This window comes from Amycolatopsis sp. PSD-21, assembly GCF_055561455.1.
Genome location: NZ_CM145712.1, coordinates 5,233,969 through 5,249,150 on the forward strand (window position 1 = coordinate 5,233,969; position 15,182 = coordinate 5,249,150).

Sequence of the window (15,182 nt, forward strand, 5' to 3'; positions counted from 1 at the left end):
TATCAGTCTCCATCGACGGTGAACCGCACCGCACCGGCCAGCCTCCGCGCGAGGTCGCGGGCGGCTTCCGGGGTGTCCGCACCGACCACCACGACGCCTGCCCGGTCGCCGGACTGGTGCACCGGGCGGATCCGGTCTCCGGGACGGACGGTCAGTTCGGCGTGCAGCACGGCCGGATGGTCCCGCACCCGCTCCCAGCCCTCGATCCGGACCAGGCGTCCGGGCCGCGCGGTGAAAAAGCGGGCCGCTCCCGCGCGGCTGGGCGCCGGGTACCCGGTGGACGGCCGTCCGAGCAGATCGTCGAAGATCAGGCCGAACAGCTCCAGACCGGGAATGGCGTGCGCGAGCAGCCGGTGCAACCAGTCCCCGCCGGGCCGGACGTGCACTTCGCCGAGCACGACTTCCCCGGCACACAGCCACAATTCGACGTGGAAGACGCCGAAACACAGGCCGAGCGCGGTGAGCGCGGCGGTGACCTGCCGCTCGATCTCCCGGGTGCACTCGTCCGGCAGGTCCGCGGGAAGCAGATGCCCGCTCTCGACGAAATGCGGTGGTGGCAGCTTTTCCTTCTCGGTCACCGCGAGAACACGCGGCCGCCCGCCGAGGAAGACCCCTTCCACGCTGAATTCGGGACCGGACACGAATTCCTCGACGAGGAACAGTTCGCGATCGGGTAGTGCCTCGATCGCGGCGGGGAGATCGGCGGGCGCGGACACCTTCCGCACGCCGATGCTGGCCATGCCGTCTCGGGGCTTGACCACCCACGGGCCGGTGGAGGCGGCGAGGAATTCGGCCGCCTGGCCGGCGCCGGCGCACAGCCGCACCGACGGCTGGCGGAACCCGGCCGCGGCGAGCGCCTCCCGGCAGGTGTCCTTGTTGCGGACGCGGGAAACGGCGTCCGGCGAGTTCCCCACCGCACCGAAGACCCGTGCGCATTCGGCGACCGCGGCGAGCACGGTGTCCCGCAGTCCCAGCACCAGCTCGAACCGGTCGCCCGCCGCGAACCGCTCACGCGCCCATCGCGCGCAGGCCACCGGGTCATCGGGATCCACCACGGACACCTCGTCGGCGAGCGCGGTGACCTCCTTGGTCTCGGCCAGCAGTTCGGCCCGGCTGAGGATGTGGGTGCGGATTCCGCGGGCACGTGCCTGGTTCAGGGCGTCGGAGACGATGTCCCGGCTCGAGGAGATGGGGCCCGCACCGCCGACGAACAACAGGCGAGGCTCGTCTGACACGCTCATGATCTACCGTGCCAGCAGACGGCGCAGCCAGTCGAGCCGCGCACGCTGGGCGGTTTTCGAGACGACGGCGTCCGGCACCCATTCGTCGAAACTGTGGAACGCACCGGACCAGACGTGCAGTTCGGCCTCGCCACCCGCCTGCCAGATCCGGCTCGCGTACCGCACCGCTTCGTCACGCAGGGCCTCCACCGAACCGACGTCGATGAACGCGGGGGGCAGGCCCGCCAGGTCGTCCGCCCTCGCCGGAGCGGTGTACGGGGAAACGTCGTCGGTGCCCCGGCGCTCGCCCAGCAGCGCCGTCCAGCCCGCGAGGTCCGAGAGCCGGTCCCACAGGCCGACGCCCTCCATCTGGAACGAGGACGGCGTGTCACACCGGTCGTCGAGCATCGGGCATTGCAGCATCTGTCCCAGCAACGCGGGCCCGCCCCGGTCGCGGGCGAGCAGGCTGACCCCTGCCGCGAGGCAGCCACCCGCGCTGTTGCCGCTGATGACGATCCTGGCCGGGTCGAATCCGTGTTCGCCGGCGGCCGCGGCCACCCACTCCAGCACGGCGTAGCAGTCCTCCAGCGGTGCGGGGTCCGGGTTTTCCGGTGCCAGCCGGTAATCCACCGCGACCACGGCGAGCTGGAGTTCCTGGGCGCGGTCGAGCTCGCCGGCGAGTTCGACGGTCCGGTTGTTGCCCGCGACCATGCCGCCGCCGTGCGTGTTGTAGAGCACCGGATGCGGTCCTGGGCTCCCGGTCGGCAGGCATACGAGCACGGGGACCTCCGGTGCGTCCGGTGGCCCCGGCACCCGCAGCTCCCGGAGTTCGAACGCGCCGCCGCGCCGGATGTCCTCGTCCGACAGGCTCCCCGCCACGGTCCGCGCCCGGCGGTCGGCGAAGAGTTCCGGTGTCAGCGGCCCGCCCAGATCCGCGAGAATGTCCCGCAGCGGTGCGGCCAGCTCGTGGTCGAGCGGGGGTGGCGGGCCGACACGCGTGTCTTCGGAACCGGGGTGGGGTTTCGTGCCGGTCATTCCGCTCCTGCCGGGTTCGACGCCGGGTCCAGGTAGCGCTGGAGCAGGGCGTATGGCGGTCTCGGGGTCAGATAGAAGTGGTCGCCCGGTACGACGTGCTCGTCCAGGGTCGACGCGGTCAGCTCGCGCCACGGCCTGCGATCGGCGTCGACGTCCTCATCGCCGAAGATCGTCGTGACCGGGCACCGCAGGATCGGTTTCAGTGGATTGGCGTAGGCGTGGAACATCGCGCCATCGCCGATGATGTAGGGCAGCACCAGCTCCTGGAAGTACGGGTCAGCGGCCAGTTCGGCGTCGGTGCCGCCGAGCTCGATCAGCCGCTGGGCGACCGATTCCGGCGCCGGGTCCTCGTACTCGCCGGCGCCGGGCAGCGGGGCGTCCCGCGACCCGGAGGCGAACAGTCGCGCCGGGCCGCGGCCGAGTTCTTCCAGCCGCCGGGCGGTTTCCAGCGCGACCACCGCGCCGAGGCTGTGCCCGAACAAGGAAACGGGCAGGTCGTCGCCGAGCGCCGCCACCGCGTCGGCGATGTCCCTGCCGAGCCGGATCAGATCCGTCGGCGGCTCCTCGGCGATCCGCTCCGCGCGGCCCGGGTAGCACACCGCGAACACCTCGACGTCGTGCAGGTTCTCGCCCCAGTCACGGAAGAACGACGCCGAACCACCGGCATGGGGGAAGCAGACGAGCCTGGCTTTCGCCAGCGGCCGTTCGACCGTGCGGTGCAGCCAAAGCGTGGCGGCCCCGGTCATCGGGCCGGTCCCTCGGTCGCGCGCTGCCTTCTGGCCCGCAGGGCACGGGCGCGCCGGGCCGCGGCCTGACGCTGCTCGGCCGACGCGCCCTGCGCTCCCCTGCCGCCCCCGCTGATCAGCTCGGCCTGCGCGGACACGGTGGTGTGCCGGAACAACGTCACGACCGACGGGCGGGTCCCGGTGTGCTGTTCCAGAGCGTTCTGCAACTGGAACAGGGTCAGCGAATGACCGCCGAGGTCGAAGAAGTTGACGTCGACGGGCACGTCGGGAAGCTGGAGGACCTCGGCCCAAGCCGCCGCCACCCTGGCGGGCATCCCCTCGGTCGTCCGGTGACCGTCACCTGCCGGGCCGGGCCGCCGCAGGACCTCGTCCGCCGCCTCGCGTAGCCCGACGCGGTCGAGTTTGCCGGTCACGGTGACCGGCAAGGTGTCGACCAGCTCGAACCGGCCGGGCAGCGCGGCGGGGCCCAGCCGTTCGGCCAGGTGTGCGCGCAGCGAGTCCGCGCCGACCCCGGGAGACGCGACCACGAACGCCACCAGCCGGGTCAGTCCGGAGTCCGGCGAAACCGCGCCCGCCCGCACACCCGGCGCGCCGAGCAGGGCCGTCTCGACCGCGCCGAGCTCCACCCGGTGCCCGCGGATCTTGACCTGGTGGTCGCTCCGGCCGAGAAAGTCCAGGGTGCCGTCGTCGTTCCAGCGAGCCCGGTCACCGGTGCGGTACATCCGCGCGCCTTCCACGCCGGCGAAGGGGTCGCCGGTGAACACGCGGGTGGTCGCTTCGGGACGCCCGAGATAGCCGAGAGCCACGCCCGTCCCGCCGATGTACAGCTCACCGGCCACGCCTCTCGGCTGTGGAAGTCCTTCTTCGTCGAGCACGTAAAGGCGGGCGCCCGGCACCGGAACGCCGATGGAGACCGGGCCGGGACGGTCGAACCTGCGGTAGCTCGCCCAGACGGTGGCCTCGGTCGGACCGTACTCGTTGACCAGCGCGACAGCTCGGCCGTGCCAGGCGAAATGCCGCTGTACCAACGGTTCCGGCAACGCCTCCCCCGCGACGATCACGGTGTCGACGGTCGACAGGCGGTTCGCTCCGGCACGTTCGGCCGCGTCCAGCAGCACGCCGTAGAGGGAAGGCACGCACAGGAACCTGGTCACCCGGTGCGTGTCGATGAGCTCGACCAGCCGCGCCGGGTCACTGACTTCGTCGGGGCCGGCCACGACCAAGGTGCCGCCTGCCGTCAAGGTGCCCCACAACCCCGCCACCGACGAATCGAAGGCCAGCGGGGAGACCAGCAAGAACACGGAATGCCCGGGATAGACGGACCGGCGGGCCGCCGTCGAAGCGGCGAGAGCGCCGTGGTCGACCAGGACGCCTTTCGGCTCACCGGTGCTGCCCGAGGTGTAGATGACGTAGGCGGGGTCGCCGATCCCGGCCACGGGAAGGGTCGCGTCCGGCGCCGGGCCGTCGTGTTCGGCGGGCACCAGCCGCACATCGAGCCCGTCGAGGCGGTAAGCCGACTCCGCGGAGACCACGGCGACCTCGGCCCCTGAGTCTTCCAGCACCGCGGCAACGCGGCGGCGCGGCTGGGCGAGATCCACCGGGACGTAGGCGGCGCCCGCCCGAAGCACGCCGAGCACCGCGGCGATCATCGCCGCGGACGGCGGCACCAGCACGGCGACCCGGCTGCCCGGACCCGCTCCCGCCGCGAGCACCCGAGCCGCGACGCGCCCGGCCCACTCGTCGAGTTCGGCGTAACCGAGCGCTTCCCTGCCGGACCGGACGGCGACGGCATCCGGCGTGCGCCGCGCGAAGTCCGCGACCAGTTCGTGCACGGGCCGGGGCTCGTAGTCCGGTGGCGGGGCGTGGCCAAGGGCCAGCACGTCGGCTTCCGGGCTGTCGGTCCGGTGCCCGGTTTCGCGCAGGCGGTCACTCTGTCGCAACGAGAACATCACAACTCCTCCGGCGATGGTCGGATGCGGTGTTCGGGCCGGGGGCCACGGCAGGGCCACCCGGTGGTTCGGCCGGTTCCGCCCGCCGCAGGCTTTCGGTCAGGACGGCGATCTGACGGCCGAGGGTGCGGCCCGCGAGCATCGCCCGCAACGGCACCCGCACCCCCAGTCTCTGGTGGACGCGCCGGGCGAGATGCGTGATCAGCAGCGAATCACCGCCCAGCTCGAAGAAGTCCGACTCCGCGCCGACCTCCGGCGTACCGAGCAGCTCCTGCCACAGCGCGGTCAGCAGTTCCGCCGGGCCCGGCGGCGCGGCGTCCGGGGTCTCCGGCGCCGGTTCTTCAGCGGTGACGGGCTTTCTCCCCAGCTCGGGTGCCATCCACCGCGGTCCTCCGAACGGGTACCCGGGCAGGTGGATCCGACGTCCGTCCGCGCACACGGACGTGATCGCGAGCGGCTGACCGCGCACCCACAACTCCCCGAGCGCGCCGAGCACTTCACGTCCGGGGGCAGGCGTCCGCTGTGCCGACAATGGGACAGTTGCCAGCCCCACCGCCTCGGCCAGCCCGGACAACGCCCGCCCCGGCCCGACTTCGACCAGCAGGGCGCCCGGGAACCGCCGCGCGATCGCCGCGAGCCCGTCGCCGAACCGCACCGGGTGGCGGGCCTGCTCGACATAATCGCGCGGGCCGATCACCGCGCCCGGGTCCAGCAGCTCGCCGGTGCGGTTCGAGACGAGCGGCAGCCGTGGGCTGCCGAGCTTCAGTCCCGCCAATTCCTTTGCCAGCGCGGGCAAAGCGGGCTCGATCAGCTTGGTGTGGAAGGCATGGGAGGTGTGCAGGACCTTCGCGTGCACACGATCGCCGAGGAAACGCCGGAAGGCGGCCACCTCGTCCGAAGCGCCGGCCAGCACACAGCTGTCCGGTCCGTTGGCCGACGCGAGCTCCACGTCCGCGCCCGCCTCGACTGCCAGCGCCATCGCCGTTTCCCCGTCACAGCCGAGCGCGAGCATCGTCCCCTGTGGACACTGGTGCATGGCGAGCCCGCGGGCGGCCACGAACCGGGCGGCGCTGCGAAGGTCGAGAATCCCGGCGAAGCAGGCGGCGGTGATCTCGCCGAGGCTGTGCCCGGCGAGCGCGACCGGCTCGACACCCAGCTCGCTCAACGCCACCGCGGCCGCGTACTCCACCGCGAACAGCGCGGGCTGGGCGAGATCGGTCGCGGCCAGCTCGGTCGCGGGGAACCCCGGATCGGACAACGCGGCACGCACTCGCTCCGCGAGCGGCGGCGCGAACGCGTCGAGGCACCGTTCCAGCACCTCGCCGAACCCGGGCAGCGCGTCGGCGAAGGCGGCCGCCATCCCCGGCCGCTGAGTGCCCTGGCCGGGGAACAGGAACACCACCGGCGCGCCGCCTTCGGCCGGGCGCTCGGCCCGCACGACCCCGGATCCACTGGTGAGGCGTTCCGCGAGTTCCAGCGGATCGCGGCCGGCCACGGCCAGCCGGTGGGCGAGTTCGGCCCGGCCCGCGGCGAGGGTGAACGAGACGTCTCCGGCGGGCGGCCGCTCGGCGGACAGGAACATGGCAAGCCGCTCGGCAGACCGGGTGAGCGCCCCCGCGTCCGCGGCGGACAGCACCACCAGCCGGTCGACGTCGACGTCGACACGGTCCGCGGCGAGCACGGGTGCCTGCTCGAGGACGACATGGGCGTTGGTGCCACCGATACCGAACGAACTGACCCCGGCCCGGCGAGGCTCGGGGCCGGACCATTTCTCACACGTGGTCGGGACGTACAGCGGCGAATCCGCCGGTTCGAGCAGCGGGTTCAACCGGGTGAAGCCCGCCACCGGCGGCACGAGCCCGTCCCGCAGCACCAGCATCGTCTTGATGAGCGAGGCGAGACCGGAGGCGGAGTCCAGGTGCCCGATGTTGGCCTTGAGCGCACCGACGGCCACCTGTCCCGGCGCCGCGCCCATCCCGGAAAGCGCGGCCGACGCCGCCGACCACTCGATGGGGTCGCCGACACGGGTTCCGGTGGCGTGAGCCTCGAGGTAACCGAGGGACTCCGCCTCGACGTCGGCGGCCGCGAGCGCGGCGCGGATCACCGCTTCCTGACCGGCGGCCGAGGGGGCGTAGTAGCCGACCTTCGCCATCCCGTCGTTGTTGACCGCCGAGCCGAGGATGACGCCGTGCGGCTGCGGACCGTCGTCGAGTACGTCGGACAGACGGCGCAGGACCACCGCCGCCACACCGGATCCCGCGACGACGCCATCGGCGTTCTCGTCGAAGGGGCGGCAGTCGCCGGATGCCGACTGGATGCCGCCGGGGACGTGCAAATGCCCGCCCTGCGGGAAGTCGATGCCCGCGGCCACGACGACGGCCTGGTCGCAGTCACCGTTCAGCAGCGCCTGCCCGGCGAGGTGCAGCCCGACCAACGACGACGAACAGGCGGTCTGCACCCCGACCGCGAGCCCGGTGAGCCCGAGCTTGTAGGAGACCAGGCTGGCGATGAAATCCGGGTCGGTGCCGTGGATGGCCTGATCGAGGGTCTGCGGGTCCAGCGGTCCGTTGGCCAGCATGGTGCGCAGGTAGCCGCTGCCACTGCCGCTCGCGAACACGGCGGTCACCCGGTCGCCGCCGGGACGGCAGGCACCGGCGTCCTCCATCGCCTCCCACGCGACCTCGAGCATCAGGCGGTGCTGAGGATCCATCAGTTCGGCGTCGCGGGCACCCACCCGTAACAAGGTGTTGTCGAAGCGGTCCGCGTCGGCCAGCCTGCCGCGGACGGGGACGTAGTCGGGGTCATCCGCGAGATCCGCGGGCACCCCGGCCTCGGACAGCTCGTCGCGGGTCAGCCGGGTGGTCAGTGTCCGGCCGTCGAGCAGCGCCGCCCACCACGCGGCCAGGTCGGCGGCGCCGGGCACGCGGATCGCCATTCCGGTGACGGCAAGGTCCAAGGACCGGTCGCGCTCCATTCCCCACCCCTTCGGTTCCCGCCTCCGGGCCCTTCACGCACGGATACATGGCAACAGATTGCCATTCGCACTAAGCGATGGCAACCTTGTTGGCAGAAGTTGGCAACCCGCTGTGCGGGCAAGCCACCCTCCCCGTCCGAGGAGCCAGCCATGACCGATCCCGCCCGGCTCACCGATCCCGCACTGCACGCGGACGGCGATCCACACGCGGTGTGGCACTGGATGCGCGGGCACTCGCCGGTGCACCGGCACGAAGCGAGCGACCTTCCCGCGTTCTGGTCGCTGACGAGATACGAGGACGTGCGTGCCGCCTATCGCGATCCGAAGGTGTTCAGCTCCGCGCGCGGGGTGCTGTTGCGCCCGTCGAAGTTCGGCGAGGATCCCGGCGCCGGAATGACGCTGGCGCTGACCGATCCGCCACGGCACAAGGATCTCCGTGCCGTGGTCGCCGGCCGGTTCACCACCCGCGCGGTCCGGGAGCTGGAGGACTACATGCGCAAGGCCGTGCGCACGATCCTCGCCGATGCGATCGAGCGGGAGCGGTTCGACTTCGTCCACGACGTCGTCGGACGGCTTTCCATGTACACGATCGGGCACATCATGGGCGTGCCCGACGAGGATCACGAACAGCTCTACCAGTGGACCAACGAGGCGTTCGAAGCGGGAGTTTCCCTTGCCGCGCACCAGGAACTCATGCGGTACTTCATCGATCTGATGTACGCCAGGATGTCCGGCCCCGCCGACGACGTGGTGAGCCTGCTGGCCGGGGACACCGTTCAAGGAGAACTGCTCCCCGAGGAGGAGATCCTCCTCAACTGCGAGAATCTGGTCGGTGCCACGGAAAACGGACGGCTGGCGCTGGCAGGCGGGATAGAGGCCTTCCTCGAACACCCCGGCGAATGGGAGCGGCTGCGAGCCGATCGCGATCTGCTGGCCCCGGCGATCGAGGAGATCCTGCGCTGGACTTCCAGCGCGGTCCACAGCATGCGTTCGGTGACGGAGCCGGTGGTGATCGGCGGGCAGCGGATCGAAGCGGGCGACTGGGTCGTGCTGTGGGTCCCCTCGGCCAACCGCGACGAAGAGGTGTTCCCGGAGGCCGGCCGCTTCGACATCGGGCGGTCCCCGAACCGCCATCTCGCGCTCGGCGGGGGCGAGCATTTCTGCCTCGGCAGCGTCCTGGCCAGGGCACAGGCCCGGCTCCTGCTCACCGAACTCCTCGACACACCACACCGCATCGAACAAGACGGGCCCGCGGCCAGAGTGCGCTCGATCGCCGTCAGCGGACCCGAAACCCTGCCCGTACGGCTGGCATCCGTCTGACCGGGCGGAGGAAGGACACTTGATGGCGAAGGGGAATGTCCTGCTCATCGGCTGGCGTCCGGAAGCGGTGCGGGCCCTGCACGCGCTCGGCGCCGAGGTCACCTGCGTACTCGCCGCGGGTGAAGATCGCGACCGGGAGGGCGTACTCGACGACGCGCACGTCGTGCCGGTGCAGGACCCGGCCGACACCGAGTCCACTCTGGCCGGGCTGCAACGCCGCGGGATCTCGGCCGACGCCTTCGATGTGGTGTGCAGCCAATACGAGTTCACCCTTGTCAACGCCTCCGTGGTCGGCGGGCCGCGGGCGCCACACTCCGCGTCGGACGCGTTGTTGTTGCGCGACAAGGATCTCCAGAAGCGAAGCATCCGGGCGGCCGGCATTCCCGTCGCGGAGTCGGCCCTCGTGGTCCAGCCTGGGGATCTGGCGGCGTTCGACCAGTCGCGCGGGGCCCTCAAGCCACTGGCCGACTCCGGCACGCGGGGCGTGCGAGCTTGGCGCACCCCGGCGGGCCGCCTCGAACTGGCGCGCGAACTGGACGTCGCGGCCGGGCCGTGGCTCGCCGAGGAATGGATCGACGGACCCGAACTGCACGTGGACGGGATCGTGCGCGACGGCCGCGTGCTGTTCGTCTCCGTCGGCCGCTACCTGGACAACGTGCTGGCGATCCGCGAGGGCGGCATCGTCGCGACCGTGGTGCAGCATCCGCTGGCGTGCGACAAACTCTACGATCGTTGCCGGGCACTGGCCGATCGCTGCATGGCCGCGCTGCGGCACCGCGACGGGGTGTTCCATCTGGAGGTCTTCGAAAACGACGACCGGCTGGTGTTCGGCGAATGCGGTGGCCGGATCCCCGGCGGGTCGTTCGACGAGATGATCCGCCTCCAGCACGGGGTGGACCTGCACGACGAGTGGGCGAGAGCGGTGCTGGAACTGGGCTCCGCCGTGGCGCCCGACGTCGCGGACGGCTGGTTCGGAGACGTCTTCCTCGCCACCGGGCCGGGTACGCTGCGCTCTTGTCCCGGCGAGCGGGAAATCCTCGCGCGGCCCGGTGTCCGCCATGTCGCGCTGCGGTCGCGCCCCGGTGACACGCTGGCCGACTCCTCCACCGCCTCCAACATCCACGCCGGAACGGCCGTGGTCGAGGGGACCGACGAACACGACACCGCGGACCGGATCCGGCGGCTCGCCTCGTGGTTTTCCAGCGAGACCGTGCTCACTCCTGGCTGATCGCGCGGTCCGGGCTCAAGCCCGGCGGCGGGCGGAAACGACCAACAGGACGCCGATGCCCGCCAAGGTCGGCCAAGCGAGCAAATGCCAGTAGAGCCAGGCTTCCCCGCGAAGCCGCAACCACAGGTAAAGGCCGCCACCCGCCAGCGAACCGAGCGCCTCGCCGACGGTCCAGCAGACCTGCCGCAGGTTGAACGACTCCAGGCTGGACTCGATCGGCAGCCCGGCGAACGCCGTGCTCACCATCGGGGTGAACAGCATCTCCGCCAAGGAGAACATCGCCGCCGCGAGAACCGCCCCGGCCACCAGCGGCAGTCCCGCCCCCAGGAACAGCATCGCCATACCGAACACCATGGTCCCCGCACCGAGCACGGTGAACGGTTTGACCCCCGCCTCGAGCAACCGGGTGACCACCTTGGTCACGGCGGCCTGCAGCAGCACGATCAGTATCGCGGGAGCGGCGAGCAGACCCGCGCGCAAAGCCACCGAGCTGAACGAGTCGGCGACGAAGAGCGCGAAGGCGGAGAAGAACTGAGCGTAGACGAACGCGCCGACCACGCACACCACCAGCACCCGCACGATTTCCGCGCTGCGAAGGGCTCTCCCGAGGACGGCCCGGCTCACCGGCCACCTGCCGCTGGTGGGCGGCGGATATTCCCGGGACGGCATGGCGAAGCACAGTGACGCGGCGCCGCCGACGTAGCACAGGGAAACGAAGGCGAGCAGCAACCGCGGGTCGACGGCGAACGTCACGCTCGCGACCAGCGGTCCCACCGCGGCCGCGGCGTTCACCGCGATCTGCAGCAGGGAGTAGATCCGGTTACGGCCGATGTCGTCTCGCACCAGCTCGGCGACGAACACCCTCGACAGGACAAAATGGACACTCACGCCGAGCCCGGCGAGTACGAGCAGCCCGCACAACACCCAGCCCGCACGGACGTAAGGAAGCAGCCCGAACGCCACGGCCGACAACAGCGCGCTGCCCGCCATGCCGTGCCGATAGCTCAGCCGGGGAAGCCATCGATTGAGCAACAAAGCGGAAAGACCCGCCGAAGCCGTGTAGCAGAAGAGTCCCACACCGACCAGTGCCGCGTTCGACGCCGACCCCTGCGATGCCAGCATCACGCCCAGCACCGGGAAAAGGCTGAACAGACCGAGAGCGACCAGCAGCTGATCCACCGCCAGTACCACGCGCACCCGGCGGCCGCCCGGCGAAACCGTGCTTTCTCCAACCTCGGCACCCAGCATGGCAAAAATATTGCCATGTTTGTGCCAAGATTAGCAAACAGCTTGTTCGTGTCGCCCCGTGCCGAATTCGGCCACGCCACCGGCGCGTTCAGGCCTCGGTGAGGCCCTTTCATCCTGGTTCGCGGTAGCCGACTCGCTCGAAGTACGTGACGTCGTCGAGCTGGAAGGGTGTCCACACAGCTCTTACCGCGATCCGGCGTCGTCACCACATCGCACGACACCGTTGGGAAGCCGGGGCGGGTGGGGCACGCGTGTCGTCCGTCTGATCACAGGTGCCATCCCCTCGACACGCGAAACCGCCGGCTCGGCACAGGCGGTCACTGGCCAGAGAGACGGCGACTTCAGCTCACGAAAGCCGTCACCGGATCAGAGGAAGTGGCCACTGGCCAGATAGGGGCGCGGGTCCATCATGCCCCGGACCGCCAGGTATCCCTCCTGCCCGATGTCGAGGCGGGCGGCGAGCCCGACGTCGACGGCCCAGTGGTTGGCCGTGGTGATGCAGTTGACCAGGGTCTCTCCCGTTGCCGAGGCCAGTGCCTCCCAGAGCAGCTCTTCCGCGGTGCCGGTATCCGCCGCGGCCAGTAGTGCCGCGCGACCGGCGTCGTCGATGTAGACGTAACCGCGCCGGGTTTCGGCCTTGGAGACGACCAGCCGCATCGTCTTCATCAGGTAGGCGTGGTCAGGTCCGTGGCCGGCGCCGCGCAGTTCCGTGTCCAGCCTGTCCATCCAGCCGAAGTCGTCGGCCGTTCCGTCACGAAGGCCACTGATCGCAGGCAACGTCGACCGGTCGACCTTGCCGACCATCCGCACCTGCGGGTGCAGGGTGAAGCCCGCCAGCCGGTAGCGACGGGTCGCGCCGGGATGGACGGTGGAGGAGAACATGCCCTGGCGACCGTCGGCGTAGGAGAGCACCGCGTCCATGAGCAGCCTGCCGATGCCCTCGCCCTGCCGGTCGGGCAGCACGCCGTAGGTGGCCAGGTACCAGAACCGGTCGCGGTTCTGGGAAATCGCGAACCCGATGATCGCGCCGTCGTCCTCGGCGACCCAGCAGCCGGCCGGGTCGACGTCGAGGTAGTACCGCATCCGCTCGATCCACTTTTCGGCCCCGGCGGCGTCACGCGGTCGCGGTTCCGGCTCGTTGACCCTTCTGGAGAGCTGATCGCTCACGTAGAACGTCTCCGACGACGTGCGTTCCGCGCGGGCGAGATCCGCGTCGATCATCGGCCTGACCAGAACATGATCCATTCGTCCATGGTACAAAGAGTTGCCGATCGCTGCGACAGGCTTGCCACGGTGGCAATGCCATTATTCCTCGCTTGGCACTGGTTTGCAGCGTGGCACCGCCGTCTCCCCGCCGCGTTCGCGAAGCCACTTTCTTGCCCTTCAGATCGGCGACAAGACCTTCCGCAACGGACATGAACGCACGACGCACTTCTTTCCAGCGGATACCGGACGACACTACAATTGATAAGCCCTCTGGCGCCTCATTTACCGTGCCCGTCCGCGTGTCACACCGGCTGCCGGGGCGTCCAAGGCGGCGCGAGCAGAGCGAGCCGGCGATTCCCGGGACGAGTCGACGTCGAACTGGTCGCCGAGCTCTGGTGAAGCCTCGTCGAAGCCGCGCAAAGGCCTCCCCGAACGAACCGTCTTGGCAACCTATCGACCAGAGTGATCAAGGCCAGCCAGGCAATATTGCCAATCTTGGCAATATCTGGCAGCATTGACGCCAAACCTCAGGTCTGCCAGCCCTCGATGTCTGTCCGAGTAATCAGAGAAAGGCTTGCACCATGACCGAGACCATCGCGCCGGCCGATATCGAAGTCACTCGGCTGGCCGGGAACATCGGCGCCGAGATCCACGGCGTGGACACCACTGCCGCGCTCAGTGACCAGACCATCGCCGGTGTTCGCAAGGCGTTGCTCGACCACAAAGTGGTGTTCCTGCGGGATCAGAGCCTGGACTACGACAGCCAGGTGGCGTTCGCCCAGCGCTTCGGCCCGCTGACGCTGGGGCATCCGATCTACGGCGGGCCGGAGGAACGGCCGCTGGTGCGGGAGATGGACTCGCGCGGAGAGGGCACCAGGGCAAACCACTGGCACACCGACTTGACCTACTTGGCGCAGCCACCCTCGTTCGCGTTTCTGCACAACAAGATCAATCCGCCGCTGGGTGGGGACACCTTGTGGGCGAACACCGCGATCGGCTACGACAGCCTTCCCGACGGCCTGCGTGCCCTCGCCGACGGACTACGGATCGTGCACTCGAACGACGCCGACTACACCGACGACACGTACGACGGCGACCAGCGCTTTCGCGCGAACTACCTCGCCTCGATCTTCGAAGCGGAGCACCCCGCGGTCCGCGTGCATCCCGAAACAGGGGAACGGTCGCTGTTGATCGGTGGCTTCGCCCGCCGCGTGGTGGGCTACAGCCCCCAGGCCGGCCGTGACCTGATCCGCATGCTGCACGAGTACGCGACGAAGCCGGAGAACACCGTGCGATGGCGCTGGCGCCTCGGAGACCTCGCCATCTGGGACAACCAGTCCACAATGCACTACGCGATCTACGACTACGGCAAGGCACACCGCAGGGGCGAACGGGTCACCTCCGTGGGCACCGTTCCGGTCGGCACGGATGGCCGCCCGAGCGTTCTGTTGCGTGGACAGGCCGAGTCGTTCAGCACCGGCGCCGACTGAGTGGCGACGCCGCCACTCAGGACAGCCTATTGACGGCGGCGAAGCCGGAGAACCGCTTCGCCGCCGCAGGGCGCGATACCGGCCGGGCCGGCGGTGGAAGTGAATCCACCGCCGGTCCGGTTACCGCTCCGGCAGGATCGCGAGGCCGTCGACCTCCATCAGGAGCTCCGGCCGGAACAGCGCCACCACCTGGACGACCGTGCTCGCGGGCGGACGGGCGGTGTCGATGAATTCATCGCGCACGGCGAGGATCGCCGGGACCTGACTGATATCGGTGAGGTAGTAGTTGAGCCGGACGACGTCGTCGAACGTCGCCCCCGCCGCCGCCAAGCAGCGGCCCATGTTCTCGAACACCTGCCGTGCCTGTACCGCGGGGTCGCCTTCGCCGACGACCTCACCTTCGGGGGAAAACGGCATCTGGCCCGCCAGTGCGATCACCCGGCCGGGGCCGGTGACGACGTGGCTGTAGCCGTCGCTGGGGTGAACGCCGTCAGGGGTGGAAATGTGAGTGAGTGCCATGGTCCTTTCCCAGGCCGGAGGATCGGGTGGTCAGCAACGGCGCCGCGACGAATCACGCACGTCGCGCGCGGTAGCGGGTGGGCGAATGCGTTCTCCGGGAGGCGCGGACACCCGGCGGGCAAGGCACAGGGAACCTTGGCCCCGCGATGTCGAGTGTGCGATCGCGGGCCATCGACCCACGTCCGATTCACGTCCTTCGGGGAACACCGGTCACATGTTGCCGCACTAGACAACTTTAAGGCAAGCT

At 70.1% G+C, this 15,182-nt stretch carries 11 protein-coding genes; 3 read left to right on the top strand and 8 right to left on the bottom strand.

Annotation, left to right across the window (positions count from 1 at the left end; genetic code table 11):
- Window positions 1-2: 2 nt before the first annotated feature.
- The 5 genes from ACZ1DY_RS24665 to ACZ1DY_RS24685 are packed head-to-tail and all read right to left on the bottom strand — an operon-like array spanning window position 3 to window position 7,924.
- Window positions 3-1,241, bottom strand: coding sequence for an ATP-grasp domain-containing protein (locus tag ACZ1DY_RS24665; protein ID WP_465480987.1), 1,239 nt, complete (start codon window positions 1,239-1,241; stop codon window positions 3-5).
- 3 nt (window positions 1,242-1,244) lie between these two features.
- On the bottom strand, window positions 1,245-2,255 hold the full coding sequence (locus tag ACZ1DY_RS24670) for an alpha/beta hydrolase (RefSeq protein ID WP_465480988.1): 1,011 nt from the start codon (window positions 2,253-2,255) through the stop codon (window positions 1,245-1,247).
- The gene (locus ACZ1DY_RS24675) at window positions 2,252-3,001 is read right to left on the bottom strand and encodes a thioesterase II family protein (RefSeq protein ID WP_465480989.1); all 750 of its coding nucleotides are present in this window, start codon (window positions 2,999-3,001) and stop codon (window positions 2,252-2,254) included. Before ACZ1DY_RS24675 ends, ACZ1DY_RS24670 begins: the two co-directional genes overlap by 4 nt.
- On the bottom strand, window positions 2,998-4,950 hold the full coding sequence (locus tag ACZ1DY_RS24680) for a non-ribosomal peptide synthetase (protein ID WP_465480990.1): 1,953 nt from the start codon (window positions 4,948-4,950) through the stop codon (window positions 2,998-3,000). Before ACZ1DY_RS24680 ends, ACZ1DY_RS24675 begins: the two co-directional genes overlap by 4 nt.
- Complete coding sequence (locus tag ACZ1DY_RS24685; RefSeq protein ID WP_465480991.1) at window positions 4,928-7,924, bottom strand: type I polyketide synthase; 2,997 nt, start codon at window positions 7,922-7,924, stop codon at window positions 4,928-4,930. The genes ACZ1DY_RS24680 and ACZ1DY_RS24685 overlap by 23 nt, the downstream gene beginning before the upstream one ends.
- A 150-nt stretch (window positions 7,925-8,074) precedes the next feature.
- Between ACZ1DY_RS24685 and ACZ1DY_RS24690 the strand changes: the two genes are divergently transcribed.
- The gene (locus ACZ1DY_RS24690) at window positions 8,075-9,244 is read left to right on the top strand and encodes a cytochrome P450 (RefSeq protein WP_465480992.1); all 1,170 of its coding nucleotides are present in this window, start codon (window positions 8,075-8,077) and stop codon (window positions 9,242-9,244) included.
- 22 nt (window positions 9,245-9,266) lie between these two features.
- Entirely contained in the window at window positions 9,267-10,472 is a 1,206-nt protein-coding gene (locus ACZ1DY_RS24695; protein WP_465480993.1) for an ATP-grasp domain-containing protein, read from the top strand.
- A gap of 15 nt (window positions 10,473-10,487) precedes the next feature.
- Here ACZ1DY_RS24695 and ACZ1DY_RS24700 read toward each other — a convergent pair whose 3' ends face one another.
- Together ACZ1DY_RS24700 and ACZ1DY_RS24705 are read right to left on the bottom strand one after the other, a co-directional pair.
- The gene (locus ACZ1DY_RS24700; RefSeq protein ID WP_465480994.1) at window positions 10,488-11,720 is read right to left on the bottom strand and encodes an MFS transporter; all 1,233 of its coding nucleotides are present in this window, start codon (window positions 11,718-11,720) and stop codon (window positions 10,488-10,490) included.
- Window positions 11,721-12,086: 366 nt separating this feature from the next.
- Complete coding sequence (locus ACZ1DY_RS24705) at window positions 12,087-12,965, bottom strand: GNAT family N-acetyltransferase (RefSeq protein WP_465480995.1); 879 nt, start codon at window positions 12,963-12,965, stop codon at window positions 12,087-12,089.
- A 542-nt stretch (window positions 12,966-13,507) separates the two neighbouring features.
- Between ACZ1DY_RS24705 and ACZ1DY_RS24710 the strand changes: the two genes are divergently transcribed.
- The gene (locus ACZ1DY_RS24710) at window positions 13,508-14,416 is read left to right on the top strand and encodes a TauD/TfdA dioxygenase family protein (RefSeq protein WP_465480996.1); all 909 of its coding nucleotides are present in this window, start codon (window positions 13,508-13,510) and stop codon (window positions 14,414-14,416) included.
- 120 nt (window positions 14,417-14,536) lie between these two features.
- Here ACZ1DY_RS24710 and ACZ1DY_RS24715 read toward each other — a convergent pair whose 3' ends face one another.
- The gene (locus ACZ1DY_RS24715; protein ID WP_465480997.1) at window positions 14,537-14,935 is read right to left on the bottom strand and encodes a RidA family protein; all 399 of its coding nucleotides are present in this window, start codon (window positions 14,933-14,935) and stop codon (window positions 14,537-14,539) included.
- Window positions 14,936-15,182: the final 247 nt, after the last annotated feature.

Bases quoted from the DNA above. Each gene is read 5' to 3' on its own strand.
- ACZ1DY_RS24705 (WP_465480995.1), bottom strand. From the start codon at position 12,965: ATGGATCATGTTCTGGTCAGGCCGATGATCGACGCGGATCTCGCCCGC.
- ACZ1DY_RS24665 (WP_465480987.1), bottom strand. From the start codon at position 1,241: ATGAGCGTGTCAGACGAGCCTCGCCTGTTGTTCGTCGGCGGTGCGGGC.
- ACZ1DY_RS24695 (WP_465480993.1), top strand. From the start codon at position 9,267: ATGGCGAAGGGGAATGTCCTGCTCATCGGCTGGCGTCCGGAAGCGGTG.
- ACZ1DY_RS24715 (WP_465480997.1), bottom strand. From the start codon at position 14,935: ATGGCACTCACTCACATTTCCACCCCTGACGGCGTTCACCCCAGCGAC.
- ACZ1DY_RS24710 (WP_465480996.1), top strand. From the start codon at position 13,508: ATGACCGAGACCATCGCGCCGGCCGATATCGAAGTCACTCGGCTGGCC.
- ACZ1DY_RS24680 (WP_465480990.1), bottom strand. From the start codon at position 4,950: ATGTTCTCGTTGCGACAGAGTGACCGCCTGCGCGAAACCGGGCACCGG.
- ACZ1DY_RS24700 (WP_465480994.1), bottom strand. From the start codon at position 11,720: ATGCTGGGTGCCGAGGTTGGAGAAAGCACGGTTTCGCCGGGCGGCCGC.
- ACZ1DY_RS24675 (WP_465480989.1), bottom strand. From the start codon at position 3,001: ATGACCGGGGCCGCCACGCTTTGGCTGCACCGCACGGTCGAACGGCCG.
- ACZ1DY_RS24690 (WP_465480992.1), top strand. From the start codon at position 8,075: ATGACCGATCCCGCCCGGCTCACCGATCCCGCACTGCACGCGGACGGC.
- ACZ1DY_RS24670 (WP_465480988.1), bottom strand. From the start codon at position 2,255: ATGACCGGCACGAAACCCCACCCCGGTTCCGAAGACACGCGTGTCGGC.
- ACZ1DY_RS24685 (WP_465480991.1), bottom strand. From the start codon at position 7,924: ATGGAGCGCGACCGGTCCTTGGACCTTGCCGTCACCGGAATGGCGATC.